Here is a 26,567-nt window from a genome sequence, read left to right as displayed (position 1 = left end):
GCGCCGACCGGGTGGCTCGCAATGACGATGGGCCAGGTTATCGCACTACGCGCGGTGGCGCGGCGCCTTGGCCATCGGCATGTTGGCGTTCCAGTGCGTCCAGCTGACGCTGGCGAGGCTGCCGAGATCCGTCGCCAGTGGGCGACGGGTCCGGCGCTCGTACTCCGCGATGCAGCGGCCCGACTCGCCGATCTTGCGCTGCAATTCGTCGATCGTCATCTGCGTCGCGCGGCCGCAATTGGCCTTGCCGAGCTGATCGGCCTCGATCGCCCTCAACGCCGCCCGCAGCTTCTTGAGCTGCGCGCGCTGCCAGGCAATGTGACTATCGCTGTCTGCCGTCATGTGGCCGCCACCATCTTCGATCGTTGCACGCCATTGGGAACCTCGATGTCGACCTCGAGCATCGAGACGAACTTGCCACGGTCCATCCGGACCACGACCTTGTCGGGATCGACGTCGATATGTTTGGAAACCACGCTCAGGATTTCCGAGCGAAGTGTCTCCAGGAGATCTGGCGCGCCGGTCCGGCCACGCTCATGCGAAAGCAGGATCTGCAACCGCTCCCGCGCGACGGGCGCCGATGCGGCGCGGCCGCCGAACAGCCGCATTACGTTCATCATGCCGCCCTCCGTCGCAGTAGCCGATCCATCAGTCCCTTGCGTTGAACCGGCACGGTCATCTCCACCGCCTCGCCCATCAGGCGGCGCACCGCATCGGTATAGGCCCGCGCCGGCGCGCTGCTTGCTGCGTTCAGCGTGACCGGGCAGCCGACATTGGAGGCGCGCAGCACGTCCTGGCTTTCCGGGACGATGCCGAGCAAGGGAGTCGCAAGGATCTCCAGGATATCGTCGATCGAGAGCATCTCGCCGCGCGCCGCGCGGCCGGCATCATAGCGGGTGACCAGAAGATGCTTCTCGACGCGCTCGCCGCGCTCGGCGCGGACCGTCTTGGAATCGAGCATGCCGATGATGCGGTCGGAGTCGCGAACCGACGACACTTCCGGATTGGTGACGATGACGGCCTCGTCGGCGTAGCGCATCGCGAGCGTCGCGCCGCGCTCGATGCCGGCCGGGCTGTCGCACAGGATCCAGTCGAACTTGGTCTTGAGGTCGGCAATCACGTGCTTGACGCCCTCTTCGCTCAGCGCGTCCTTGTCGCGGGTCTGCGACGCCGGCAGCAGCCAGAGATTCTCCAGCCGCTTGTCGCGGATCAGCGCCTGCGGCAGCTTGGCGACGCCCTGCACCACGTTGATGAGGTCGAACACCACCCGCCGCTCCGCGCCCATCACGAGGTCGAGGTTGCGCAGGCCGACGTCGAAATCGATGACGACGACGTTCTGACCCATTTGCGCGAGCGCCGCGCCGAGCGCGGCGGTTGAGGTCGTTTTGCCGACCCCGCCCTTCCCAGACGTCACGACCAATACCTTGGCCATTCTCTCTCTCCTTGTGGTCGGTCAGTTCAATGGTGTAATGCGCAGCATTTCGCCCTCGAGCCACGCCTGGGCGGGCCGGTTGCGCAAGCTGTCGGCGATTTCTTCCGCAGTCTGGTAGTAGCCGTCGATCGCGAGCAGCTCGGCCTCGATCCTCTGGCAGAAGATGCGGGCCGCCGAATTGCCGTTGATGCCGGCCATCGCCCGGCCGCGCAGCGTGCCGTAGACATGGATCGAGCCGCCGGCGACGATCTCGGCGCCGGAGCCGACCGAACCGAGCACGGTGACGTCGCCCTCGGCGAACACGATCGACTGGCCGGAACGAACCGGGCTCTCCAGCAGCAGCGACGGCAACTTGGTCTTGTCCTTGTCCTTGTTTTTTTCCTGCACCTGCGGCTTCTGCGGCTCGACATGGGTGATCGCGCAGGCCCGGCCGCCGGTCAGAAGCGGCGGCATGTTGGCGCCGAGCTTCGATTCGTCGACGCCCTCGATGCCGAGGATGCGGATGTTGCGCTCGCCGAGGCTGCCGATCAGATGCGCGATCGCGGTCTGGCTGAGATCGACCGCCGAGAGGTCGAGCACGATGGGCTTTCCGGTGAAGAAGCCCGGCGACTTCGCCAGCGTCGCGTCGATCTCGGCCAGCCAGGACACCACAGGCACGACCGGCGAGAAAACGAACGCAACGTAGGAACGGCCGCGCATGCGGACCTGCTGACGTGCGACCTGTTGAGTTGCGTCCATCGCCCCTGACTCGGTTGTCTTGTCGAATGGTTAACAATCGGACCGCATGGTTAATCAAAGGTTAACGCGGTCAGGGTTTTCACCGATTTGGACAGCGCTCGCCCGGGGACCTCGAAACGCGCTTTGGCGCTTCAACAGGCGTGGAATTGGGGGAGATACAGCCGCGTTTTTGAGCTGGATCAATTTTCTTCGCGCCAGACGGGGCTATCATTCCGGCAAGCGTTTACAGACCACGTCATGACCCACTCCAGCTGGATTGAGATCCTGCGGTGCCCGAAATGCCGACGCACGGGCCACGCTGAGCTGTCCGAGGTCGCCCCGCTTCGCAACCGAATTGTTCGGGTTTCGGAGGAATTCGAAGTTCGCGCCGACGAGCGCGGCGACGATTTCCAGTGCCGAGCTTGCAAGCTGCCCGCCCTGCCATGACAGCAGATGCCTTGACGCGCATCCGCCAATCACGCCGAAAATCATCGTTGTAGCTATTCCGCCTTGATATTCGCCGACTTGACGATCGGCCACCATTTCTCGACCTCGGCGACTGCCTCAGGTCGATCACCCGGACGAGGTCGACGCCGCAATCAAACTCCACCTGCGGGAGTTCGCGCCAACGGCGTGAGGCGTATCACCCGCCGGCAAGCGCGACCTGGCGGCGGCGCGATCTATTTTAGTCTAGGAGGATTGGCCCGCCGAAGACCCGCGACGTCGTCGCGGGCCTTCCGGGAACGGCTATGCCGATCAGTGGACCGAGCGGTCGGTGCGGGCAGCGGCCCGCGCGGTCGTCATCTTGTTGCGGGGCGTCAGAACGCTGAGCTGATGCGGCGTCGCCGACGTCGTCGCCACCGGCGCTTGCTCGCGGGCATTGGCGGCGCCGATCACGCCGGCCTGCACCGCCGAGATCGGCAGGCCCGCAGCCTCATAGGTCGGAAGTTCCGCAGCGGACGCGGCGGTTGCGATCGCGAGAGCGGCGGCAAGGGTGGAGAGGGAAATCTTGATCACGGAAGGCTCCTCAATGGCACGTGAGAAGCAGAGTTAGTCAGGTATTATTGCAATGCAATATCAATATTGCCGCACCGCACAAATAATTGATCGCCGGCGCGCTTGGCGAGTACCGGGGGCCGTCGCGAAATACTGCTTGCCGGCTTCGGGTGTCAGGTATTGCCGCACGCTTCCCTGACCAGATCTCGGCGCGTCCGGTGGTCCGCAGCCGTTTCCCGCTGGTCGGCCGCCTGCCTCAGCTTCTGTAATGGCGTGATTGTATTCGCGGTGACGAGCGGCGCTCTCTGCTTCCCGCCGGCCGCTTGCCATTGTCTCGAAATCACGATGACCGAATCGCTGGCTCATTGCCGACAAGCCAACACGAATTCGGCTGGTCTCCTCTGTCGACCCGATGCGTCGCTCGACCTTCCGAACCGATGATGGTGCAGGTCCACGTCGGGGTACCCAACAATGATGATCCGCCCTCCTAGAATAGCGGCTTGCCGTCCGCCTCACCGTGGTGCGATGACACCTCTTTGATGCGTCGAGCTCGTCGCAGTCGTCGGAATGTTCGCCTCGTCCGGAGACATCAATGCCGCGGTATTTTTTTCATATCCACGGCGGCCATTCAGTGCTCGATGATGTCGGCCTGGATCTTCCCGACATTTTCGCCGCACGGACGACGGCGATTGAACTGAGCGGCGAGATACTCAAGCACGACGTGACGGAGCCATTCTTGCGTCATCTTCGCTGGCATGTCGAAATCAGCGACAGCCCCGAGCCGGGCGGCCAGTCACTGTTCGTCCTTCAGTTTTCCATTGCGGCATGAATCGCAGCGCTCGCCTGCGGCGCCTCGTGGCCATCTTAAAACTTCGCGATCGAGCGAAGCGTGCAAGCTTGATGTCCAGGAGGAGTACTCTGAAAGCCCCGGAGACACGCTGAGCGAAAGCTGCAATTCCCGTCCATTGTGGACGGACCAATCGCCGGCTTGCTTTGGCTCGCAGAAACCAATCACGACTCCACAATGGAGAAGACGCTTCGCCGAAGCGCTTTCAGATATCACCGCCTGGTGTCTCGAATTTGTATTCGCGCCTAGACCTGACCTCGGAGGTCCCGCATGACAGCAAGGCACATCTGGTACGTCTCCTTCATTGATCAACGCGATGCTCCGCCCGACAGGCACGCACGAAGGACTGCGACATTCGTATCCGAACAGGATGCGAAGCAGTTCACAAGGAAACTGGCGGAGGACCAGCGCATCGAGAGACTTTCAGCTGGAACGATCAACCCGTACCGGCCCAAACGAGTCATCGGATCCAGAGACATTGGCCAGTGGCTTGGCAAAACCTAGCCCGCCATGGTGATCGGCAGTTGAGCTTGCCCCCATCGTGCAACGACGATCCATCTTTTTAAGACGACCACGCCTGACACGCCTGAAGAATAGTTGCGAATGCGAATGATGAAACCAGGTTACTGCGCTCTTGCGGAACCACAAGGGATGACGCAAACCGTATTCCGATGCTTGGCCTGGGGTTTGATCCTAGGCCTCTTCATCGTCACCGATACACCGCTGGCATTCCGTCCGCACACGTTGATATCGGCGAACATCGATCGTTTTGCAGCTCTGTTCATTATCGGGGTCGCCTTTTCGCTCGCCTATCCGAAGCACGTGCTGCAAATCCTGCTCGTCCTTCTCGCTATAGTCGTCGGCTTCGAGCTCATCCAAAGACTGCTCCCCGACAGACATGGATACGTAAAGGACATGTTCGTCAAAGGCGCCGGCTGCTGTGCAGGCGTTTTCATCGCAACTGCCTTGCGACGCTCGTTTTCTGTAATCTCCAGGCGTACAGACAGCCCGTTGGCCTAGCGGGGATGATCATCGCGCACGAAGCTCGATGAAAAACGCCGGTCCGTCGCCGCTATTCGACGGATGGAGACCCGGTCGGCCCGGAATATGAGACGGCAAGCGTAGCAAGGACGGTCCTGTTGCTGATCTCGAGCTTGCGGAAGATGTGGTGCAGATGAACCTTGATGGTACCGTCGGCCACCTTCAGACGGCGGCCAATCTCCTTGTTCGACAAGCCCTCCGACACCAAACGCATGATCTGACGCTCGCGGTCCGTCAGCACCGCAAGATATTTCTCCGGGATCGTCGTTTGCGCATAAGGGATGGCTTCTTCGTACGAGGGCGGAGGCAACGTCTTCTGGCCGTCGGCGACTTGCCGCAACGTCTGCAAGAGCGTTTCGGGCTCCTCCTCGCTCAGAAGAACACCGCAAGCTCCCGCTGCTGCGAGCATGGCGAGATCGCGATCCTCAACCGAGGCGGCAAGAAACACGAGCCGCACACCAAGCGCCCCGGAATTTGCGACCTCGAGCATGGCCTGCCCAGAAATGTCAGGCATCGACATGTCCAGAATGGCGATGTCGGGCGCGAGGCTCTGTATTGCCTTGAAGCAGCTCGCAATATCATTGCAGCGAGCAACAACTTTGAAATCACGCTCTGCTTCGAGCAGGCAGTTCAGACCCAATAAAACGACTGGATATCTACTGGCAATGACTACACGACTGAAATGCATTTCCGATCAACCCTCAGTCCCCCTCAGTTCAGATCGGCGCCCATGTCATTAATAAGTTACTCCAATATGAGACATTTCAGTAAGGTTTTGTTGTCGCTTGGTCCCGTGAATCTACCGCCTGGAGCGCGCCGACAAACATGATTTCACAACGCGTAATCGCAGCGTCGATCCGACACACCCTCAGCGCGTACCTGTCGACCAGGACCGAGAGACCACCCTTGTCGGTTTGGCGGCCCCAAATGCCTATAACCAACGGTATATAGGGATATTGGGGATTAGCATCTAACATTCTTAAATATTTTGAGAGTGGGTTAAGCGCTTTTCGTCCCAGGTTTGTTCTATCGACCGAATCTGAGGAAGCTTGTTTTTACGTCGTTCTTTTCAGCTGGGCGGGCCACCAAAAATGAACCGGGTTCAACCCTTCAACCGCTTGTATCATTGTAGCGTCCGGGAGAGTTTCCATGAGACGACGATATCCTTTTGCCATTGCACTGGTTGGTGAAAATAGTCTTCGCAAAGAAGGCCTTGCAAGAATTCTAAATTCGGAGAATTTCGTCCTAACCTCGATATACGACGCCGATGATTGGCCCAGCGACGAGGCGCTTCAGAAAGCCCCCGCGAGTCCGTCATTGTTCCTCATCGTTCATAGTGGCGATGATTTTCGCCTGACAGTCGAGCAAATCGACTCGTTCAAGCGCCGTCACGCGGATGCACGTGTCGCAGTTGTCGCGGATCACTTTCATCTGAATGATCTGGTCGCCGCATTCCGAGCCGGCGCCACCGGATATTTCATCGACGTGATGAACTGCGACGCGTTCATCAAGTCCATCGAACTCGTCATGATGGGTGGGACGGTATTCCCGCCGGCATTTTTGGAGTCCGCTCTCGATACCGAGAAACGCGAGGTGGACGATGCTCCTGTACCCAGCGATGACGATCATGCCGTCGCAACGGCAGATGACACGCTGGCTCAGCAACTTTCGCCGCGGGAAGTTTCAATTGTGCAGTGCCTGATTGAAGGCGATTCCAACAAGTGCATTGCGCGCAAGATCAAGATTGCCGAAGCCACGGTGAAGGTTCACATCAAGGCGATCCTTCGCAAGATCCGGGTTCAAAACAGAACGCAGGCAGCAATCTGGGGATTGAACCATCGATCTGCGGCTTGGTCGAGAAACGGCAGTTCGGCGCATCAGATCGTTGACGTAACCGAGCGGCTCCTCCCACCCGGCCGGGAAATTCCCAAGATCGCGAGAGCGGGCCGGCCGGCGCCACTTGGCGCGATCGACCATGCGGAGAACTACTTCGAAGTCTCCCTCGCCAACGGCCATACCCGCAAGGACATGAGCTCCAAAGCCGACGGGGCGATCCGACTGCGGAAATAGCTGAGACTCGTCCGGTCTGGCGCATCGGCATCACCGCGCGGGATGATTTCCCGCGCGCGGCGAGCATTGACCACGCAGACGCGAAACGGAAGCGGAAATGATCTTGTTGACCGGCGGTGCCGGCTATATCGGATCCCACATCGCCGTCGCGCTACTCGACGCCGGGCTCGATGTCGTCGCGGTCGACAATCTTTCCAACAGCAACAGCACCTCCCTCGAACGGATACGAGCCATCTGCGGGCGATCGGTCATTTTCCGGCATGCCGATATCCGCAATGAAGAGGCGATCTACCAGATCCTGCGCGCCCACGACGTGACCGCGGTCATTCATCTCGCCGGCCTCAAGGCGGTGGGCGAGTCCGGCGCTCAACCCATCACCTATTACGACAACAACGTCGTGGGAACGATGCGGCTCGTGTCGGCCATGACGCGAGCATCCGTCAAGACGCTGGTCTTCAGTTCATCCGCAACCGTTTACGGGACACCCGCGTACCTGCCGCTGGACGAGAAGCATCCTGTCGCACCGATCAATCCGTACGGCCGCACAAAATACTTCATCGAAGAAATACTGAAGGATCTTCATGAGTCCGACAAGGATTGGCGGATTGCCATCTTGCGCTACTTCAATCCGGTTGGCGCCCACGAAAGCGGGCTGATCGGAGAAGATCCTCTGGATGTGCCGAACAATCTGCTGCCGATTGTCGCACAAGTGGCGATCGGACGGCGTCCGAAGGTGCATGTTTGGGGAGACGACTATGACACTCCGGACGGCACCGGGATCCGTGACTTCATTCACGTTGTCGATCTTGCATCCGGACATCTGAGCGCCCTGAGCCAACTGAGACAGCCCGGCCTTCTTACGGTCAATCTCGGAACGGGAAACGGCAGTAGCGTCATGGACGTGATCCGGACATTCAAGGAAGTGAGTGGCCGGCCCGTGCCGTATGTGATCGACCAACGCAGGGTCGGTGACGTCGCAATCTGCTATGCCGATCCAACTCTCGCGAAGAACCTGTTGGGCTGGACATCAACGCGATCGCTGACACAGATGTGTGCCGACCATTGGCATTTTCAGATGAAGAACCCGAATGGCTATCGCGGCGCGTAGTCGGCGAGAGCCATCTGCGTCTTCGAGAATTTCTGGCTTGTTCGAGGCCTGCTCAATCCCGCGCAAGCCAGATGACTGCTCTCGTCGGCAAGCTCAAGTCGCGCCGCCGCCTGGTTACGCCGCCACTCAGCAATGGTCGCGATCGGCAGGATGGCAGGATGACGCACCGACTATTGGCTAATCCTTAATTGCTGCCATCACTTGCTGTACAGCAAGGCATCGTCGGGAGCGGCGCGCTATGGTTGTGCGAGCCGACTTACGTTGTTCAAGGTAGGACGGAATGCTTCTGGACAACGAGACGCCTGGCGCCACCATGTGTTCCGAGAGCTTCCGCGCGCGCGACCATGGGGCGTCGGAAGCCCGGCTCACAATAGCCCAGGTCATCGCTCGAACTGCCAGTCGGTTTCCGAACCAGCCGGCGATCGTCTCGAGCGCTTTCGAGCCTCTGACATACAACGGTCTTGAACGCCAGTTGAACGCAATCCGCCGGCGGCTGCGCCTGGCCGGCTTCGATTGCAATACCCGGATCGGGGTCTTGATGCCGAACGGCCCGGAGGCGGTTCTCGCCATCGTGGCAGTCGCCTGTTGTAGTGTCGCGGTGCCCCTCGACCCACGCCTCTCCCAGCCTGAAATCGAGCAGCGTCTCGACATGCTGAACTTGAGCGCCCTCGTTGTGCTGCAGGGCAGTGCCCCTGAAGCTCGCCAGGCCGCAGCCCGCAGAACGCTTGCCATCATAGAAGCCGCTCCGGTCGGACAGGGCCAGCTTGGACTCGAGATCGCCGTGCAAGTTGCCGGCTCCCCTGCCATCGACGCCGAGCCGGATCCGCGCTCCCCCGCCTTCATTCTGCAGACGTCGGGCACGACCGCGCAGCCGAAGCTCATTCCGTTCAGCCATGACAATATGCTGGCGGCGGCCGAACGCCTTCAGGCCTGGTTCGGCCTCACGTCCCGGGACCGATGCCTGAGCGTGTCGCCCCCCTACTATTCTCATGGGCTCAAAGTGACGGTCTTCACGCCGTTGCTGACGGGCGGCAGCATTGCGATCCCAGCGAACAGTGCCGTCGTCGCACTCGATGAGTGGTTCGATGTCCTGCGGCCGACCTGGTACTCGGCAGGCCCGACGCTTCACACCACGGTGCTCGACAAGGCGCAAAGTCTCGAGAATGCACGGGCGGCGCACACTTTGCGGTTCGCCATGTCGGGCGGCTCGCCGCTCCCGAGGGCCGTGCAGGACGACCTGCAACACGCTCTCGGCGTGCCGGTGCTGGAGCATTACGGCTCCAGCGAGGCGGCCCAGATCGCCGCCAACCAGCTGCCGCCCGGTCCGAACAGGCCGGGCACCTGCGGAAGACCCTGGCCCGATACCGTGGCCATCGTTGGTGAGGATGGACATCCCTTGGCAGCCGGCGAGCGCGGAGAGATCTGGATTCGTGGACCGACCGTGACGTCGGGCTATCTCGATGCGCCGGAACTCAATCAAGCCGCTTTCACGAAGGGTTGGTTTCGCACCGGCGATATCGGCAGCCTCGACGAAGACGGCTTCCTTTCGCTGCACGGCCGCCTGAGCGAGCTGATCAATCGCGGCGGTGAGAAGGTTTCTCCCGCCGAGATCGAAGCCGCGCTATTGCGACATTCGGCGATCGCCGAAGCTGCGGCCTTCGCGATCTCGCATCCGCGCCTGGGCGAGGACGTCGCAGTCGCCATCGTCCCTCATCGCGGCGCGCAGGCGAGCGCTGCGGAGCTTCGCCTGTTCCTGCAACGCGAGCTGGCCTCGTTCAAGATTCCGAGACGCATTCTGACGCTCGACCATCTGCCGAAGGGGGTGACGGGAAAGATTCAGCGGCGACGTCTGCGCGAGTTGGTCGACCGGCCACGGGGGCACCAGGCGACGATGCCGGCGCCCGTCGCGAACGGGCCGTTGGATTTGGAAGCCGAGTTGCTGACCCTCTGGCGCAGGCTGCTCAAGAACCAGGCCGTGACCGTTGACGATGATTTTTTTGCCAGCGGCGGAGACTCGCTTCTCGCGGTGGAGATGCTGATCGAGGTCGAGCGGCTCGTCGGCTATCCCGTGCCGGAAACCATCATGTTCGGGGCAGAAACCGTCCGGCAATTTGCCGCAAGGGTTTCCACACCAACGGACACGTGGACGACGCCGTTCTTCCAGCCCCATGGGCCTGGCACGCGGTCTCCGCTGTACTTCTTCAACGGCGACCTTGTCAGCGGCCACGCGAGTCTTCGGCGGGTGGTAGAGCTTCTGGGGCCGGATTATCCGATCATCTCGATCAATCCCCACGGTCTTCATGGGGAGCCGATTCCGGGCTCGATCGAGGCGATGGCCGCCGACCGCCTGCCGTTCATCCTGGCAAGGCAAGCGCGCGGACCCTTTCTTTTGGGCGGCAAGTGCAATGGCGCCATGGTGGCGTTCGAAGTGGCCCGCCAGTTGACGGCAGCCGGCCACACGGTTGATTTGGTTACGATGGTGGACCCGCCGACCGTTAGTGCCCGTCCGATGCCACGGGCGATCCTGGGCCTGCTGAAGCCGCTGGTTTCGCCTTATCTCTTGCGTTGGACCTTCGAGCAAATGGTGAGACTGGAGCGACACCTGAAGCTCCCGGTGAACAAACAGCCTGCGATCGCCAAGGTCGCAATTCCAACGGCGTTGTGGGACGCTCATTCAATCGCAATGGCGCGGTATTGTCCGGCGCCGCTCGAGATCCCGGTGGCCTTTTACGCGGCCGACCACGATGGCCGAGCGTGGCGGCATCTCAGCCCTCAACTGGAATTGATACAGGTGCCTGGCGGACATCCGGGCTGCCTGTTGATCGGTGCGGAACTGCTCGTGGATCACCTGCGGCGGAGATTTGAAAAACTCGCCTCGGGATCGAGCGCCACGTGAGAAATCGGACGTCAGCCATGACTTGCCCAGATGAGCGGGCGGAGGATCGCGGCCGTCGGACGCCGAAGGCAGGAGCGCGCTGCATCAGCCTTGAACCCGGTCGATCACAGCTTCACCTCGGCACAGTTGCTGCGCTGGCACAAGCAGCTACCGTGGGTAATCAGAAAGGGTCCGCACCTCGATCGAATTCCGGATATAGTTGCCGTTATCGGCCTCCGCCGAGACAACGGTCAGAGACGCCCAACCAGGACGTGTCTGCCAGAGGGATATCCGCGCGTGACGAGCCATCCATCATCGGATCTTGCGCGAACATTGCAGCTCGATCCTTCGGTATTCCCGTCACATCGCGCATTCAGCCCTCCGGCGTTGGAACGGGAAAGCATGCCTGAGACGGTCACTGATGTCAGCCTGGATGCCCTGGAAAGCATTGCGTGGCTTGAATCCTCATGGAAGGAGCTCGAAGCGCGAGTGACTCACTCGTTCTTCCTGTCCTGGCTCTGGATCGGCACTTGGCTGCGGCATATCCCGGATGGCGCGCGACCACACGTCCTCGTGGCTCGGTCATCAGGCAAGATCGTTGGCCTGGCGATTATTTGCCGGCGGAGGGCGTGGAGTCTCGGGCCGCATGCGCGGACGCGCTGGCTGCTCAATGAAACGGGAGATACTCGCTTCGACCGATTGTTCATCGAGTACAACGGTATTCTTGCAGAGCAATCCGATGCCATCATATCGGCAGGCCTCAATGCGTTGACGTCCCGCCTGCGCCGCTCGGATCAGTTGGTGCTCTCCGGAATTGATCCGGACCTTGAGGCGACCGCCAGTCGCGCCGCAGGCCGGGCCGGGCTCGTGACCGAGGTGAAGAAGGCTGATGCGGCATTGTGGGTCGATTTTGCCCCGGTCCGCCAGCGCGGGGGGGATTATCGCGCTACATTGGGCCGCAGCACGCGCCAGGCCGTGAGCCGTGCCATGCGGCTGTATGCCGAACGCGGCCCAGTTGAACTCCGCATCATGGAAACGACGACGGAGGCCCTCGCCGCGTTCGATCTGCTGAGCGACTTTCATCGGTCGCGATGGGGACGCAGGGGAGCCTTCGCCAATCCCGGCTTCCGTCCGTTTCACGAGGACCTCATTGCGCACGGCGTTCCCACGGGGGCCGTTCGCATCTCACGGACGCTGGTGGGGAACGAGACAATTGGGGTGGTGTACAATTTCGTGCACGACGGCCGTGTCCTGAACTACCAGAGCGGCTTTCTCTATGAGAGCGACAGCCGGCTCAAGCCCGGGCTCGTCAGCCATGTGCTGGCTATCGAGGACAGCATTTCACGCGGGGAAAGCGGCTACGACTTCCTGGCTGGTGGCGGCGGGCACAAGTCCCATCTGGCCAATCGGGAGCAAGCCATGACGTGGATCGCTGTAGGCAAAGACAGTCCAGAGCGCCACATCGAGGCCAAGCTGCGCAGCGCCAAGCGGATGCTGCGAACCATTGCGACGAATCTTCCGAAAAAGACCGCGGCTCTGTATTCCGTATTCGGGACTAGTTCCTAGTCGATCGGTTTGGGCTCTTTGGCGAGAACCAACGTCTGGGTTGGCGATGTCGGTGCTGCCCCCCTTCTGACTGCTGGCTGGGGCAGGCGCTTACGCCTGGACTGCATCCATTGACAGTTTAGCGGCCCAATTCCCCTAGGAATATTCCCCGCTTGCGCTCTTGGCGGAAGGACGCGGCGCTTTACTACCAGGTCACTCAACTCAAGCAGTCCGATCCGGGGGCCTGATGGGAACTGGCAAAAAATGGGTAATTACGATGGTCCATTGAGCCATGGCGGTGCGCGATTAAAATTTCAATCAGCAGTCCGCTCGAATGCCCATCGCAATACCGTTCGCAACCTACCGGCGGCAATCCGGATCGAGGCTAATAGAAAGCAAGTTGTGATGGCTTTTCGCACAGGTGCCTGTCAACAGAGCGAGTGGGAAAATAGTCGTTCCTTTGACGGGCAAGGCTATCGCAGACTTGAACGCGGGACTCGCGGAGCCGGCACCGCCCCTTCGAGCTTTCTGGACAAAGCAGTTGAGCTGAGACCCGGGGTCATCACGCCGGTTCTCAAGCATGATGGTCTGGAGGTCCTGGCATTCATGCTCCATGTGGAGCAGGACGCCATCCGGGAGCTAAGCGCTTGCCTCAACGAGGAAGAACATCGGCGCGCCGCGGGATTGAGATTGGAGCGCGATCGCCGCCGCTTCATTGTTAGCCGCGGGCAGCTGCGCCAGGTCCTCGCTTCCAGACTGGGAATTTCGCCCTCGGAGATCGAGCTGGAATATGGCCGGCTGGGCAAACCCCACCTCTCCCGCCGCATGCCCGCCCGCGACTTGCGCTTCAGCGTCTCGCGATCTGGAGAAGTAGCGGTTATCGCCCTCTCGATCAGGCAAGAGGTCGGCGTGGACATCGAGGCAATCCTCCCTGTGCCCGAAGCGGACGAGATCGCAGCGCTCTGCCTTTCCACCTCCGAATACGAGTCCTTCGCCGCCCTCGATCCGAAAGACCGGCTGGAAGGCTTCCTCCAGCGCTGGACCCGGCTGGAGGCTGTCTCCAAGGCGCTGGGGTGTGGCTTGGGACAGCCGATTTCCTGGGATGAAAGGGATTGGGCTGTCCGAAGCTTCGTACCGCAACCTGGATATGTTGGGAGCGTAGTCGTCCGGAAATGAACTGTCATCCGGAGTCGAAGTTGCCGCGATGGCGCACGGAACAGGAAATGTCAGTTTCATCGATGAAAAGCCCGATGTCAGCGCATGTGATGCAGTTTTCGGAGCTGCTCGCAGACCTCGCGGTCAAGGACATCAAGGTCTGGGTGGATGGCGACCGGCTGCGCTGCAACGCCCCGGCCGGCGCGCTGACGGCGGAGCTTCGCGATCAGTTGCAGGGGCGGAAGGGCGAGATCATCGCGTTTCTGAACATGGCCACGGCCGCGGCCAAGCAACCGTCTGCAATCGTTCCCTTGCAGTCTCGCGGCACACGTATACCCATTTACGCCGTACCCGGTCATGTCGGGGCACCGTCCTCATTTCTGGACCTCTCGAAGCACCTGGGCGGCGATCAACCGTTCTACGCCCTCCAACCGCCTGGCTTCGATGGGCAGAGCGAGCCGATGGACCGCGTCGAAGATATCGCCGAGTACTTCGCCCGCCAGATCGTCGAATATCAGCCGACCGGTCCGTACATCATCGTCGGCTATTGCTCGGGCGCTCCAACAGCTTTTGAACTGGCGAAAATCCTGGGACAGCGCGAGTCCGAGGTCTCATGCGTTGCGCTGTTTGGCCCGCTTCACCCCACCACCTATGGGGAATGGCCGCGCCGGCTGTATTTTATTGCCAGGGGCAAGGCGGAATCGTTCCTGCATGAGACAGCGAAGCTGCCGACATTCGGCGCCCGTCTCCGATATTTCGGCAGTCGTCTGCGCGAGCACGTCCGTGCCCTCGCACCCCTCATTGGCAAGAGCAAAGAGCCTGTCGCGACAGATCCGGTGTTGGCGAGCAGGGCTCTGCTCAAATCCACGGCGATCGCGGCCTTTCAGCGGTACATTCCCACTCCGTATTCGGGTCGGGTTTGCATAATCCTTCCCAACAAAGCCTGGCTGCGATCGGGTGCCGCGCCACACCGATGGCTACGAGTAGTGCCGCATGCCGAATTTTACTTCGGGCCCGATGACTGCAACGAAGCCTCGATGCTCATGGAACCTGACGCACCTGCGATTGCTGACCTCTATCGCCAGGCAACCCAGAAGCAGAACGATTGACGTGAGTTTCTTTTTTGGTTTTCCCGACGGGAGCGTATTTCATGAACGAAGTCCTACCTACCGCGCCGGAGGGCGTAGCGCTTCCCCTGCTGAAAGATTCCGATCATCAGGCGCTGGTTGTCGATTACAACGCTACGGCGGCACGCTATCCGTCGGACAGGACGATCATCGATCTCTTCCGCGACCAGGCGACGCATAGTCCCGACGCTGAAGCGATCCGCTTTGGCGATGCAACGCTGACCTACCGGCAGCTCGACGAACGCTCCAACCAGATGGCCGCGTATTTGAGCTCGACCGGCGTGGGCCCGGGCCGGATTGCCGTTGTCTTCATGGAGCATTCCATTGAAGTCGTCGTTGCGATCCTGGGCGTGCTGAAGTCCGGCGCGGCCTATGTGCCGGTGGATGCGGCAACGCCGAAGGGGCGTATCACAACAATCCTGCAGGACATTTCCAACGGAACCGACGGGCGGGCGCCCGTGGCGATCACCCAGTCGCGCCTGCGTTCGGGCATTGCCCCGAACCTTGCCGACATTTTCGTGCTCGACGCCGATCTCGATTCGATATCGAATCAGCCGGCCTCGGCCCGACCGTCCGCTGCCACGCCGGACGACGCGGCCTATATCATCTTCACCTCCGGCTCGACCGGCACGCCCAAGGGCGTCGAGATCGAGCACCGAAGCCTGGTGAACTACATCTGGTGGGCCGCCCGGGTGTACAGTTCCGGCGAAAGTCTCGCATGGCCCCTTTTCTCCTCCCTCGCATTTGACCTGACCGTCACAACGCTCTTTACGCCACTCATCACCGGCGGCCGCATCGTGGTCTATCTTGGTGATCCCGGAGTGCAGAGCATGGTCGTGCTCAAGGTGATCGACGGCAACGCAGTGGACATCATCAAGCTGACGCCGGCGCATCTCGCGATGATCCGCGACCGCAATCTTGAGACCACAAGACTGCGCAAATTCATCGTGGGGGGTGAAGACTTCAAGGCCGCGCTGGCTCGCGATATCACCAACGCTATTCCCCATCCTATCGAGATCTACAACGAGTATGGACCAACCGAAGCCACGGTGGGCTGCATGATTCACCGTTTCGACACCGATCGGGATCAATCCGCATCGGTGCCGATCGGCGTTCCGGCCGCGAATGCGGGAATCTACGTCCTCAGCATAGAATATCAGCCCACCGGCCCCGGAATCATCGGTGAGATGTTCATTGCCGGCGACGGTCTCGCGAGAGGCTATTTCAATCGCGCCGATCTGACCGACGAGCGTTTCCGCACGGTCACCGATCCCCGAGATGGGCGCTCGAAGCTGCGGCTCTATAAGACGGGCGATCTCGCCCGTTGGAACTCGGAAGGACACCTGGAATTTCTCGGCCGCGCCGATCATCAGGTGAAGGTTGGTGGCACCCGTATCGAGCTCGGCGAGATCGAAGCACGGCTTCTCAAGCACCCGGACGTTCACGAATGCGCCGTCGCCACCTCGATGACGAAAGCAGCGACACAAAAAATGGCCCAAATCGGCAATGGCGAACCGTCGACGCCCGAAGACGGCATCGCACGACTTGTGGCCTACTATGTTGCGTCGAAACCTCTGACCGTGGCGGACCTGCGCGCGCACCTCGCCGAAGAACTGCTGGAGTCCATGATTCCGACGCACTACGTTCGCCTCGAGCGGATGCCGCTCACGCCCAACGGCAAGATCGACCGCTCATCGCTTCCCGAGCCGACGGCGGAAAACATCCAGCCGGCGCAGGTCTTCGCCGCCCCCTCGACAGAGACCGAGAAGGCGCTGGCCGCTCTATGGTGTCAACTCCTGAAGCTCGAGTCGATCGGACGCCACGACAACTTCTTCGAACTGGGCGGGGAGTCGCTCCTGGTGGTGCGGGCGGTGTCGCGCATGCGAAAGATCTTCGGCGTCGACGTGCAGCTTCGCAACCTCTTTGAGCGGCCGACACTGGCCGAACTGGCGGAAGTCATCGACGGAATGCGCTGGGTGGCCGATTCCAATGCCCCTTCCCTCTCGGAGGGACCGAGAGAGGAGGTCGAACTCTAGCCGGAAGGCCTCCGCCTGGTCTTGGGCGGGGCAGGAGCCTTTGAGTCAGGCTCATAGCAGATCGGATGAAGATGATGGACAAAGCTTGGAAGGCGGCGCGAGAGCCGGAGCTGCCCTGGATGGCGGCGGAGTATGAGCTCTTGCGGGACCAGGTCCGCCGGTTCGTCAAGGAGGAAATCAAGCCCTGCGCGGATCACTGGGAAGAGAACGGGTTCATTCCCCGTTCGATCCTGCGCCGCATGGGCGAACTCGGTTTCTTCGGCATCCGCTACCCGGCTGAGTATGGTGGCGCCGAAATGGACGCTGTCGCGTCAACGGTCTTCGCCGAGGAGCTCGGGCGCTCGACCTATGGCGGCGCCGCCGACGCGATGCTCGTCCATGCCGACATGGCTTCCTCGTACGTCTTTCACGACGGGACCAAAGCCCAGCGGGCGCGCTGGATGCCGGGCATTATCAGCGGCGAGGTGATCACCGCGATCGCCATTACGGAGCCGGATGCGGGCTCCGACGTGAAAGCCATCCGCACGCGCGCGGTGCGAGATGGCGACTCTTACGTGCTCGACGGCACGAAGCTCTACATCACAAACGGCGTCCACGCGGATCTCTACTGCGTCGCGGCGAAGACTGATCCCTCGGCCGGAAGCAACGGGATCACGATGTTCCTCGTCGAGAAGGGAACGCCAGGCTTCAGCGTCGCGCGCGAGCTGGACAAGCTCGGCTGGCGCTCCTCCGACACGGCGGAACTTGTCTTCGACGGCTGCCGCATCCCGGCCGGGAACGTGCTCGGCGCGGAGGGACAAGGCTTCTACTCAATCATGCGCAACTTGCAGAACGAGCGCCTTGTCCTCGCCGCCATGGCGATAGGGATGGCCGAGGCAGCGATCGATATGACCCTCACCTACGTGAAAACCCGCCGGGCATTCGGGGGCGTCCTTTGGGACATGCAGGCGATCCGTCAGCGGCTTGCGATGCTTTCTGCGAAAGTGGAGGCAAGCCGCGGGTTTCTCTATGCCACCGCTTGGCGCATGGCGGCCGATGACGATTGCCTGCGCGAGATCTCGATGTTGAAGGCCATCTGCGGCGAACTCGTCAACGAGGTCGCGTATGATTGCGTGCAGTTCCACGGCGCCATGGGCGTCATGCGCGAGAGCGCGATCGAGCGCGTAGCGCGCGACGCCCGCGTCCTCTCCATCGCCGGCGGCGCGACCGAGGTGATGCTTGAGGTGGTCGCGTCGATGTCATGATCCTGATGCGGCGTTGAGGACGTCGCTCTGGCGTTGCTTGCAGAAAGGCCAAGTGCCGGCGCTTCGTGCGGCGGGCCGGGCTTTGAATGGTCTCGGCATCCGGGCCGGTCGCGGCGACCGACGCAGCATACGGCGCGCCGGATTCACCCACGAAATCCGGCAGGCGTCATTGCCGCCGAACACCGGGCGACGCTGTGTGGAATCCGAAATTCACTTGAAGGACGATTTCACTCCGCCGCTGCAACCCGTCCGCCCGATGGGGCCTTCGAACTGTTGAGGTTTTCAACTGACCGAACATGATCAATGGCTTGAACGTGGATGCCTTTCACTGCCCTTCCAGATGGGTCATTCATGCTCGCAAATTGCTGAGACCAGAGAAATGCCGTCGGCGTGGAGCAGGCGATCGAAGGACCGACGGGCACAGTCAGGCAGGCTGTCGGGTTGTTGAAAATGCCATCAAAGATGGTCCGGTAGAAATAGCCTTCCTTGGACGTCGGCGTTTGCCGCGGAAAGCGCTTGCTCGCCTCTGCGAGCATCTGATCCGAGACTTTATTCTCGGCTTGATGCTTCAAGCTTTCAATCCAGCTGTATCCTACCCCGTCGGAAAACTGCTCCTTTTGACGCCACAAGATCGCTTGCGGCAACAGATCGGTAAATGCTTCCCGCAATATGCCCTTCTCGATTTTCTCGCCAGGGCACATTTTCTCGGCGGGGTTTATCGACATTGCGTAGTCCAGGAATTCCTTGTCCAGGAAGGGCACACGGGCTTCGACCCCCCAAGCCGCCATTGCCTTGTTCGCGCGACAGCAATCATACTTGCTGAGCGCAAAGATCTTTCGGACAGTCTCGTCGTGGAATTCTTCTGCTGACGGCGCCATGTGGAAGTAGAGATAGCCGCCGAATACCTCGTCAGCGCCTTCTCCGGACAACACCATTTTGATGCCCATTGATTTGATTTTGCGCGCCATGAGATACATCGGCGTGCCGGCACGAATGGTGGTGACGTCAAAGGTCTCCAGGTGCCGGATCACGTCCGGCAATGCGTCCAATCCTTCCTGCACGGTAAAAACAATCTCATGATGGACCGTGCCGATGTGAGCCGCCACGTCTCGCGCATGCCTCATGTCAGGCGAGTTTTCGAGGCCGACCGAGAACGAGTGCAGCCTCGGCCACCATGCTTCCTCGGTTTCTCCCGACTCGATCCGCTTGAAGCGGTGGCGCGCCGCGAGCGCCGCGATAAGCGACGAGTCGAGCCCGCCGGAAATAAGCACCCCGTAAGGCACATCGCACATCATTTGCTGCTTGACCGCAGCTTCGAGCGAAGATCGGAGCTCCTGCAGGGATACCTTCCTGCTTGGAAGAGTATGTGCCCACTGTGGATCATACCACTTGACGAACTTTCCGGCTTTGGCGCTGTAATGATGTCCCGGAGGAAACTCCCGGATCGTCTCGCATACGCCATCGAGAGCTTTCATTTCGCTCGCGACGTAAGTCGTGCCGTCGCTGCCCCATCCGATGTAAAGCGGAACAATGCCGATGTGGTCTCGGGCGACGAAAAACTCGCCACTGCGCTCATCGAAGAGGGCAAATGCAAAAATGCCACTCAGCATATTGCACACGGCAGGGCCGTACTCGTCGTAGAGATACAGGATGATTTCGCAGTCGGACTTCGTTTTCCATGCGTGCGGCAGCTTCAGCGCCTCGCGCAAACCGACATGATTGTAGATCTCTCCGTTCACGGCCAAGGCGCGACCCGCGGTCACGTCGAGAAGGGGTTGAGCGCCGTGCTCCACGTCGACAATGGAAAGGCGCTCGTGCGCGAGCACTGCGCCGTCGCTGGAGTAAATGCCGCTCCAGTCTGGCCCGCGGTGCCTGACCGTCTTGGCCATCTCGAGTGCCCGGCTGCGCGCCGACTCAAGCGATTCTTTAAATCCAAAGATGCCAACGAAGCCGCACAAGGAGGTTGCCCCTTCTGTAAGTTCAGATCGCAGCGAAGCGGAACAGCGGATCGAGAACGGCAAAAGTCACAAAATATTCAAGGTTCAGATCAAGCGGAATTACCTTATGCCTATGCCTAAGCGGCGACACCGTCGCATAGGCTAAAAATATACGGACAAGCGGCATCAAACTCCGTGGCTGCTCGTGTCTTCTCGACGTGCCGATCCCGATCACTCTGCCGCTTCCGGCCTTGTCACCTGCTGTCACGCCGCGAGTCTGCCGCGGTCACGTCGGTCCGGCCCATCACGACCGGAACGTTTGAACTGCTCAGCTTTCGGGGGGCCGCGTCGGGACCATCCTGGTATCGCAGCGAGACCTCGATGGTGTCACCCGGCTGCAACTCGGCATCCTCGTTCACGACAATCCGTTCCGGCCCTTTCTCGCTCTTTCTAATAATAGCAATATCCGGCTTACTGCCGGCTCCCCGTGCGAGCTGCGATCGAACCATCGAAGTGTATTGAAGCTTCTCACCGACGCTCTGCAGTTTCTCGCGAATCTGATTGAGCTTTAAGCTGGTCTCTTGCAGCTCACGGAACAGATCAAGCTTCCGCTGATCGTCGAGCTTTGCCAACCGTCTGGCGTACTCGTCCTGCAGTTTCTTGACCTGGAGCAATTGCGCAGAGGTCTGCAGCCTCCGGGTCGCCGACAGCAGAACCGCGCGACGCGCATCCGTCACGCGAGGGCTGATCAACGATCCCTTGCCGAACAGGTCGGTCGCTTTCTGAAGATCCTCGACGTCGGACTGAAGTCCCTCTTCATCTTTCTTTTGCTGCTCCGACAGCACGCGGACCTCGTCGTCTCCCTGCCGAACGCTGCGCTGCAAGTACGCCTTTTCCTGCTGATAGTCGCTCTGCTTCGTCTTCAGATATTCGGCTTCCGCATTGACGATTTCCGAAACCGCCGACCGGGCTATCGGCAGGTCGGCAAGAGACGCGCTTGGATTGATCTGCGTCCCCTCCCCGAGCTCGCTCTTGATGCGCCACATCCGCGCCTGTTCCTTGGCGAGTTCTGTCCAGAGCGAACCATACTCGCTTCTCAGGTCGGCCGACTCGAGATACGGATTGTTCATCCTGATATGCATGATGTCGTAGCCACCCGCCATGGCGATGAGCTGGCGCGCGGTGCTCGCCGGACGATAAGGGTACTCTCCCGGCTTCGACACGTCCCCGTTGACATAAACAGGCCTGTACTCGGCAACGATCGCCGTGACCTGATCTGCATCTATCACGACCACGACCTCGCGGCCGTCTACGGTCCTCTGTCGAAAGACCTTGCTCGTCATTGCGGCCCCGACCTTGGCCCGAATCTCTTGCAACGGCAGGCCGGCGACCGGGACCATCCCGACCAGCGGCAACGAGATATTGCCATCTACCTGGACGGGCGCGCGCTGCCGCAGCTCCGGCACGCCGGCCACCGCGACCTCCAGAACATCTCCGACGCTCACTCGATATTCGGCTTTCGCCTGCGCGGAAATCGTCAGGCCAACAGCCACCAGGCCCCACCTGACGCAACGGCCTGGTTGACCGCGACGGTTGTCAAGACGGAGGAAATTACGCAGCTTGGCGTTCGGCATGGCGTGCTCGATGGCTCGGTCTCACGGATTGATCGACAATCTAATCCCGCAGCGCCTCGGCTCAACTGACCATCGTAGTTACTCCCGGCTACCCATTTATTGCCAATCCGCCTCCTGACCCGAATGCTATGTTTTTGTCAGGGGGACGGACTGCGTGACGGACTGCTTGGGAGTAACCGGTGAGTTATGCGTTTTTCACCAATTCGCCGGCCCCTACCGAGCGTTCGGCGCATTCGGTCACTGGCCGCAAGGCAATTGCGGCTGACCTTGGCAAGAACAGACTGGCCGCCTTGCTGGTACTGGCGGCAGCCGCCGAGTTCCTCCTCGTAGCCGTTGGGGCTTTTGCCGCTGCCGTCCTCTATTATCGGCTGGTCCTTGCGCTCGACTATCCGGACACTCCCAAATACATCCTTGAATCTCTTCTGATTGCCACGTTGCAACTGCTCGTATCCGTTGGGCTCCGGCAGTATTCGCGGATCCAGACGCAGCCCCGGCACATCTTCCTATGGAGCGGCGTCAGCGCCGTCTTCTTCGTATTCTCCTTCTTCATCTCAACGATATTTCTTCTCAAGATCTCGGACGGCTACTCGCGCGCGACCGTGATGGCCCAGGCGGCAAGCGTTATCGTCATGGTGCTCTTCGCGCGGGCAATATGCTTCTCGTTGCTGCAGCCTGCCATCGCATCCGGACTGATCGACGCCAGGCGCGTCATCCTCATAGGTGAACCGAGCCACTGCCTGGATTTTTCCGCACGAGTAAGCGCCACCGGAATCCGGACCATTCGCTCGTTCGAGTTGCCGACCTTTCGCAAGGGCTCTTCGGCATCGGAGCACTTCGGGGCGGTCGAAGTGCTATCCCATGTCCGCGAACTGATCGCAGAGTGCCGGCCCCTGCGAGCGGATGACATTGTCATTCTGACTTCGGAGTCGGATGTTCGGGCGGCCCTCGCGCTCGCCGGCGCCCTGTCAGAGCTCCCGGTCGACGTTCACGTCGTCCCGGTCGGTGCAATCGACCTCATGGCCGTGTCGCGCATCACGCAATTCGGCAACATGGTGACGATGCGCATCTTCCAGTCTCCCCTGACGCCGTTCCACCGGGCGATCAAACGAGCCTTCGACATCGCGGCGGCAATTGCCGGACTTGTTATCATCAGTCCCCTCTTCGTCATCATTCCAATCGCAATCAAGCTCGATTCGCCCGGGCCGGTGCTATTTCGTCAGACCCGGCACGGCTACAACAACGAGACTATTCGCGTGTTGAAATTCAGATCGATGACCGTGACGGAGGACGGCGACAATTTCAAGCAGGTGACCAGACACGATCCACGCGTGACCCGGTTGGGACGCTTCATGCGCCACACCAATATCGATGAGCTTCCACAGCTCTTCAACGTGCTGGTCGGCGACATGTCACTCGTCGGACCTCGTCCGCACGCGACCTCGCAGAACGAGAGCTTCGCCCGGATGATTTCGTCATTCTCCCGCCGCCACAACGTCAAGCCCGGCATTACCGGCTGGGCACAGGTCAACGGCTATCGTGGCGAAACCGACACCCTGGAGAAGATGCAACGTCGTGTCGAGCATGACCTCTATTACATCGACAATTGGTCATTCCTTCTCGATCTCAAGATCATCGTCATGACCCTCTTCTCCAGAAAGGTCTATTGGAATGCCTTCTAGCGCGATGACGATTGCTGCATGCAGTCCGTACAGCAAGATCGCAAGGGCATTGCAGTCGATCCCGTTCCCGTTTGATCGGCGGAGGCTTCGGTAGGCCACCAGTAACTGCAGGTTCGAGACAATGCTGCAAACTCACAGAACTGACAATTCGGCACCTCAGGACACGATGCCGCCTGAATTTGGTTCGCCGGCCGAATTCGTGGCGGAGGGTCTCGCCTTCTTGCGCCGCCGCCTCTCGATCATACTGCTGACGTGTTTCGTGATGTTTGGCGCCGGCTTGCTCTATCTCGTTGTCGCAGTTCCGACGTTTACGGCAACCGCGCAACTCATCGTCGACGCCAAGACGACTTCTTCCAACGACACGGCGTCGGCAACGACAGCCGTCGAAAGTCAGGTCGCAATCTTGAAGTCGGAGAGCGTCGCTCGCGCAGCGATCGCGAAGCTCGGTTTGGCGGGAGACCGGGAATTCTCCGGCGGCGCCCTGCACCACCTCAGTCGGTCGACATCCCGGTTGCTCGGCTGGAGCAGACAGGACACGGACGTCGTCACGCGTGATGCGATGGAAGCATTCGCGCGCAAGCTCTCGGTGAAGCGAGCCGGTCTCACCTACATAGTCGATCTCGCCTTCAGCTCCGCCGACCCCGATCGGGCCGCGCAGGTCCTGGACACCATCGTAGAGACCTACATCACGACGCAAATGGACGCGAAATACAAATGGGGTCTGCAAAACGAGAAATGGGTCAAGGAACGTGTCAACGAATTGAGCAACCAGGCGTCGACTGCCAAAAAGGCCGTAGCGGATTACAACAGGGCCAGGAATGGCATCGCGGTTCCTGCGAACACCGCCGAGGCAGGTCCACCCTCGTCGCAGTCGACCGGAACGGCGCAAGACGAACTCCGCGAACTGGAAGCCACGGCTGACGCCGCCACCAGAACGTACGACAATTTCCTCCGGATGCTGCGTTACATGGACGCCATGCAGCAGCAATCCGCGCCGGTGTTCGAGGCTCGTCTGCTCACCGGAGTGTCTCATCCCTACACGGCCAGTTCGCCGAACGCCCGTTTGATACTTGGATCAGCGATCCTCGGCGGCATGCTTCTGGGGATTGGAATAGGATTGCTGCGCGACAGGTCGGACCGGGAACGCGCGCCCGCGCGCAGGTCTGCAGCCACCGCATCCGGAGGAACTGCAGTCGTCCAGGGGCTCAAGGCGAACGGCGTGAAGCCCCATTTCGATGGTTCGTTCAAGGTCGAGAAACAACACACCTACAAGGAGGCCAATCCTGACTTATAGTCGCATGAATTGGTTCCCGATCGCGATACCGCAAGCTCGATTGAAACGCCCCGTACATCACCCGTCGAACGATGCTCGTCGGCGAACCGCCCTCATCGCGATGAAGGCAGCATGTTTCTCGTTACGGCCACCGGAGTGGGTAATCCAGAAGGGCCGAACGCTCTCCGCAGCCGTGGGGTTATATTCGACCCTGCGACAATGTGCCAATTTGACAATGTGTAACATTTGAACGCTCAGCCTCCGCGCAGTCCGCTCCTCCGCCCACGAGGTGCGCCGAATCGGGAATTCCGGGCAAGAGCTCGATCACAATTACTGGGCGCCGCGTGGCGTCCACCAACGTTGGCTTGAGCAATGACGAGCTTTACTCGACCGTCCGGCGGACCGGCTACCATGTTCAGCAATGTCTTCCGGCAGTCATGGCTGGCTTTGGCATACCGATGCTCGGGCGCCGTCGTCTCCCTCCTCTTCGGCGTAAGTTTTGCGCGGATGATGAACATAGAGGAATACGGTGCGCTCATGTCGTTGATGACGTTCGCGCTCGTCGCCTCCACGGTCGGCCTCATCGGTCAGCAATTTCGCGTGTTGCGGGAAATACCAAGCATCGCCGCCCGGAAAGACTACCCGGAGATCGGCTCGATTGTCGCGAAGCGGGTTCGCGTGGCATGTCTAGGCAGCGTTGCCGTGGCCGTACTCGCCCTCCTTCCGTTCGTCGCCGCCCACGGCCGCGACGGAATATTCGGAGGCTGGCAATATGCCACGAGCGTGCTTCTGATATTGCCGTTGTCCTTGATCGAAATGCAGAGCTCGCTGGGGCGCGCGCTCGGCTCCGTCAATCTCGCACTCGTGTCGAAGGATGTGCTGTGGAGATTTCTCATCATATTGTTGGGCGCCGTTCTCTTCGCGACGTCTGGCCATCCGCTCCCGGCTGGAGACGTTCTGCTGATTGCGACTGGAATCCTGATCGTGTTGATCGCCGCCCAGAACATCTACCTGCGGCATCTCGCGGAGGGGTGTAAGGTATTCACCATGGCGGTGGGGCGATCGAATGACCGGCTTCGCGACATCGTGTCCACTTCGGGACCGTTCTGGGTAACCAGCGTCACGAGCATCATGGGCGGCACGGTCGACCTCGTCGTCATCTCGGTCATGGTCGGCCCGGAAGCCGGAGGATATTACTACGCTGCCAGCCGGATCGCGCTCCTTCTCGATTTCTTCCTGGCGACCTTCTGTATTCCCGCGGCGCCCCTCATCGCACGTCTATTCGATGAGAATCGTCATGCGGAAATCACGCGCGTCACGTCGGGAGCGTCATTGGCTGCGTTTGTCGCTGTTCTCGGCTGCGTTGCGACGTTGGCGCTTGGCGGCGACCTCGCGCTGATGGCGTTCGGAGCGACTTTCACCCGCGCCTACGGCGTCCTGATGGTCCTGGCAACCGGCATGCTGGTGTCGACGTATTTCGGGATCGGCCCCATCGCCCTGAATATGACAGGCCATCAGCGCGCCGCGATGCACATCGTGGTGATCACTTGGGTGTCGGGGATCCTGGCCATGGTCGGCGCGACTTGGGCCTTCGGGACGATAGGAGCAGCGGTTGCCGGCTCCTGCGCGGGCATCGCAACCAGGGTATGGACTGCGGCCTACATTTATTCGGCGGAAGGGATCGATCTCACCGCCACCACGGCGCTCCGCGCGTTGGTTAGGCGCGCAACGCGGCGAGGAGCATCCGAACCGCGCAGCGAGGCAATACGGCCAGAAGCCAGCGACACCATTCTTGACCTGCAGCCTGTTCGCGGCAGTCGGGACACACGTACATGAATTGGGGAGATAGTT

At 60.7% G+C, this 26,567-nt stretch carries 23 protein-coding genes; 13 read left to right on the top strand and 10 right to left on the bottom strand.

The window, feature by feature from the left end:
- Positions 1-45: 45 nt before the first annotated feature.
- The 6 genes from I6F38_RS26420 to I6F38_RS26395 all read right to left on the bottom strand — a co-directional run bounded on the left by I6F38_RS26420 (position 46) and on the right by I6F38_RS26395 (position 3,166).
- Positions 46-342: a hypothetical protein gene (locus tag I6F38_RS26420; RefSeq protein WP_057021179.1), complete on the bottom strand. Its 297-nt coding sequence runs from the start codon at positions 340-342 to the stop codon at positions 46-48.
- Positions 339-617, bottom strand: coding sequence for a cell division topological specificity factor MinE (gene minE, locus I6F38_RS26415; RefSeq protein WP_026192121.1), 279 nt, complete (start codon positions 615-617; stop codon positions 339-341). Before minE ends, I6F38_RS26420 begins: the two co-directional genes overlap by 4 nt.
- Positions 617-1,432 carry a septum site-determining protein MinD gene (gene minD / locus I6F38_RS26410; RefSeq protein ID WP_057021178.1) on the bottom strand — a complete coding sequence of 272 codons (816 nt, stop codon included), beginning with the start codon at positions 1,430-1,432 and terminating at the stop codon, positions 617-619. Before minD ends, minE begins: the two co-directional genes overlap by 1 nt.
- A 21-nt stretch (positions 1,433-1,453) precedes the next feature.
- Entirely contained in the window at positions 1,454-2,170 is a 717-nt protein-coding gene (gene minC, locus I6F38_RS26405) for a septum site-determining protein MinC (protein ID WP_028335249.1), read from the bottom strand.
- A gap of 207 nt (positions 2,171-2,377) precedes the next feature.
- Entirely contained in the window at positions 2,378-2,692 is a 315-nt protein-coding gene (locus tag I6F38_RS26400) for a hypothetical protein (RefSeq protein ID WP_225162393.1), read from the bottom strand.
- 213 nt (positions 2,693-2,905) lie between these two features.
- Positions 2,906-3,166 (bottom strand): hypothetical protein, encoded by a 261-nt coding sequence (locus I6F38_RS26395; protein WP_076834843.1) that lies wholly within the window; start codon positions 3,164-3,166, stop codon positions 2,906-2,908.
- Positions 3,167-3,737: 571 nt separating this feature from the next.
- Between I6F38_RS26395 and I6F38_RS26390 the strand changes: the two genes are divergently transcribed.
- Both I6F38_RS26390 and I6F38_RS26385 read left to right on the top strand, forming a co-directional pair.
- Complete coding sequence (locus I6F38_RS26390; protein WP_028335246.1) at positions 3,738-3,974, top strand: hypothetical protein; 237 nt, start codon at positions 3,738-3,740, stop codon at positions 3,972-3,974.
- A gap of 669 nt (positions 3,975-4,643) precedes the next feature.
- Positions 4,644-5,012 carry a VanZ family protein gene (locus tag I6F38_RS26385; RefSeq protein WP_225162392.1) on the top strand — a complete coding sequence of 123 codons (369 nt, stop codon included), beginning with the start codon at positions 4,644-4,646 and terminating at the stop codon, positions 5,010-5,012.
- A 52-nt stretch (positions 5,013-5,064) separates the two neighbouring features.
- On the opposite strand, the gene I6F38_RS26380 is transcribed toward I6F38_RS26385, so the two are convergent.
- Positions 5,065-5,721, bottom strand: a complete 657-nt coding sequence (locus tag I6F38_RS26380; protein ID WP_225162391.1) for a response regulator transcription factor — start codon at positions 5,719-5,721, stop codon at positions 5,065-5,067.
- Positions 5,722-6,182: 461 nt separating this feature from the next.
- Here I6F38_RS26380 and I6F38_RS26375 point away from each other — a divergent pair, with 461 nt between their 5' ends.
- The 8 genes from I6F38_RS26375 to I6F38_RS26340 all read left to right on the top strand — a co-directional run bounded on the left by I6F38_RS26375 (position 6,183) and on the right by I6F38_RS26340 (position 18,193).
- Complete coding sequence (locus tag I6F38_RS26375) at positions 6,183-7,103, top strand: response regulator transcription factor (RefSeq protein ID WP_225162390.1); 921 nt, start codon at positions 6,183-6,185, stop codon at positions 7,101-7,103.
- A 97-nt stretch (positions 7,104-7,200) separates the two neighbouring features.
- Entirely contained in the window at positions 7,201-8,211 is a 1,011-nt protein-coding gene (gene galE, locus I6F38_RS26370) for a UDP-glucose 4-epimerase GalE (protein WP_225162389.1), read from the top strand.
- 280 nt (positions 8,212-8,491) lie between these two features.
- The gene (locus tag I6F38_RS26365; protein WP_225162388.1) at positions 8,492-11,107 is read left to right on the top strand and encodes an AMP-binding protein; all 2,616 of its coding nucleotides are present in this window, start codon (positions 8,492-8,494) and stop codon (positions 11,105-11,107) included.
- Positions 11,108-11,488: 381 nt separating this feature from the next.
- Entirely contained in the window at positions 11,489-12,652 is a 1,164-nt protein-coding gene (locus I6F38_RS26360; RefSeq protein ID WP_225162387.1) for a GNAT family N-acetyltransferase, read from the top strand.
- A gap of 243 nt (positions 12,653-12,895) precedes the next feature.
- Entirely contained in the window at positions 12,896-13,807 is a 912-nt protein-coding gene (locus I6F38_RS26355; protein ID WP_225162386.1) for a 4'-phosphopantetheinyl transferase superfamily protein, read from the top strand.
- Positions 13,808-13,854: 47 nt separating this feature from the next.
- Entirely contained in the window at positions 13,855-14,895 is a 1,041-nt protein-coding gene (locus I6F38_RS26350; RefSeq protein WP_225162385.1) for an alpha/beta fold hydrolase, read from the top strand.
- Between the two features lie 41 nt (positions 14,896-14,936).
- Positions 14,937-16,949 carry a non-ribosomal peptide synthetase gene (locus tag I6F38_RS26345; protein ID WP_225162384.1) on the top strand — a complete coding sequence of 671 codons (2,013 nt, stop codon included), beginning with the start codon at positions 14,937-14,939 and terminating at the stop codon, positions 16,947-16,949.
- Positions 16,950-17,014: 65 nt separating this feature from the next.
- A complete protein-coding gene (locus I6F38_RS26340) occupies positions 17,015-18,193 on the top strand; it encodes an acyl-CoA dehydrogenase family protein (RefSeq protein ID WP_225162383.1) in 1,179 nt (392 codons plus the stop codon).
- Between the two features lie 227 nt (positions 18,194-18,420).
- Here the strand turns inward: I6F38_RS26340 and asnB are convergent, their stop codons facing one another.
- The 3 genes from asnB to I6F38_RS26325 are packed head-to-tail and all read right to left on the bottom strand — an operon-like array spanning position 18,421 to position 21,764.
- Positions 18,421-20,151 (bottom strand): asparagine synthase B, encoded by a 1,731-nt coding sequence (asnB, locus tag I6F38_RS26335; protein WP_225162382.1) that lies wholly within the window; start codon positions 20,149-20,151, stop codon positions 18,421-18,423.
- Between the two features lie 22 nt (positions 20,152-20,173).
- Entirely contained in the window at positions 20,174-20,398 is a 225-nt protein-coding gene (locus I6F38_RS26330; protein WP_225162381.1) for a hypothetical protein, read from the bottom strand.
- Complete coding sequence (locus I6F38_RS26325) at positions 20,385-21,764, bottom strand: polysaccharide biosynthesis/export family protein (protein WP_225162380.1); 1,380 nt, start codon at positions 21,762-21,764, stop codon at positions 20,385-20,387. The genes I6F38_RS26330 and I6F38_RS26325 overlap by 14 nt, the downstream gene beginning before the upstream one ends.
- Positions 21,765-21,943: 179 nt before the next feature.
- Here I6F38_RS26325 and I6F38_RS26320 point away from each other — a divergent pair, with 179 nt between their 5' ends.
- From I6F38_RS26320 to I6F38_RS26310, 3 genes are all read left to right on the top strand, one after another.
- Positions 21,944-23,443, top strand: coding sequence for an undecaprenyl-phosphate glucose phosphotransferase (locus tag I6F38_RS26320; RefSeq protein WP_225162379.1), 1,500 nt, complete (start codon positions 21,944-21,946; stop codon positions 23,441-23,443).
- A gap of 121 nt (positions 23,444-23,564) precedes the next feature.
- The gene (locus I6F38_RS26315) at positions 23,565-24,737 is read left to right on the top strand and encodes a Wzz/FepE/Etk N-terminal domain-containing protein (protein ID WP_225162378.1); all 1,173 of its coding nucleotides are present in this window, start codon (positions 23,565-23,567) and stop codon (positions 24,735-24,737) included.
- A 390-nt stretch (positions 24,738-25,127) separates the two neighbouring features.
- Complete coding sequence (locus I6F38_RS26310; RefSeq protein ID WP_225162377.1) at positions 25,128-26,552, top strand: oligosaccharide flippase family protein; 1,425 nt, start codon at positions 25,128-25,130, stop codon at positions 26,550-26,552.
- Positions 26,553-26,567: the final 15 nt, after the last annotated feature.

Origin of the sequence: Bradyrhizobium sp. BRP56, assembly GCF_020194035.1 — a bacterium.
In the GTDB taxonomy this organism is placed as follows: Bacteria; Pseudomonadota; Alphaproteobacteria; order Rhizobiales; family Xanthobacteraceae; genus Bradyrhizobium; species Bradyrhizobium australafricanum.
The sequence above is the reverse complement of the archived record's forward strand: the minus strand, read 5'-3'. Positions and strand labels throughout refer to the sequence as shown.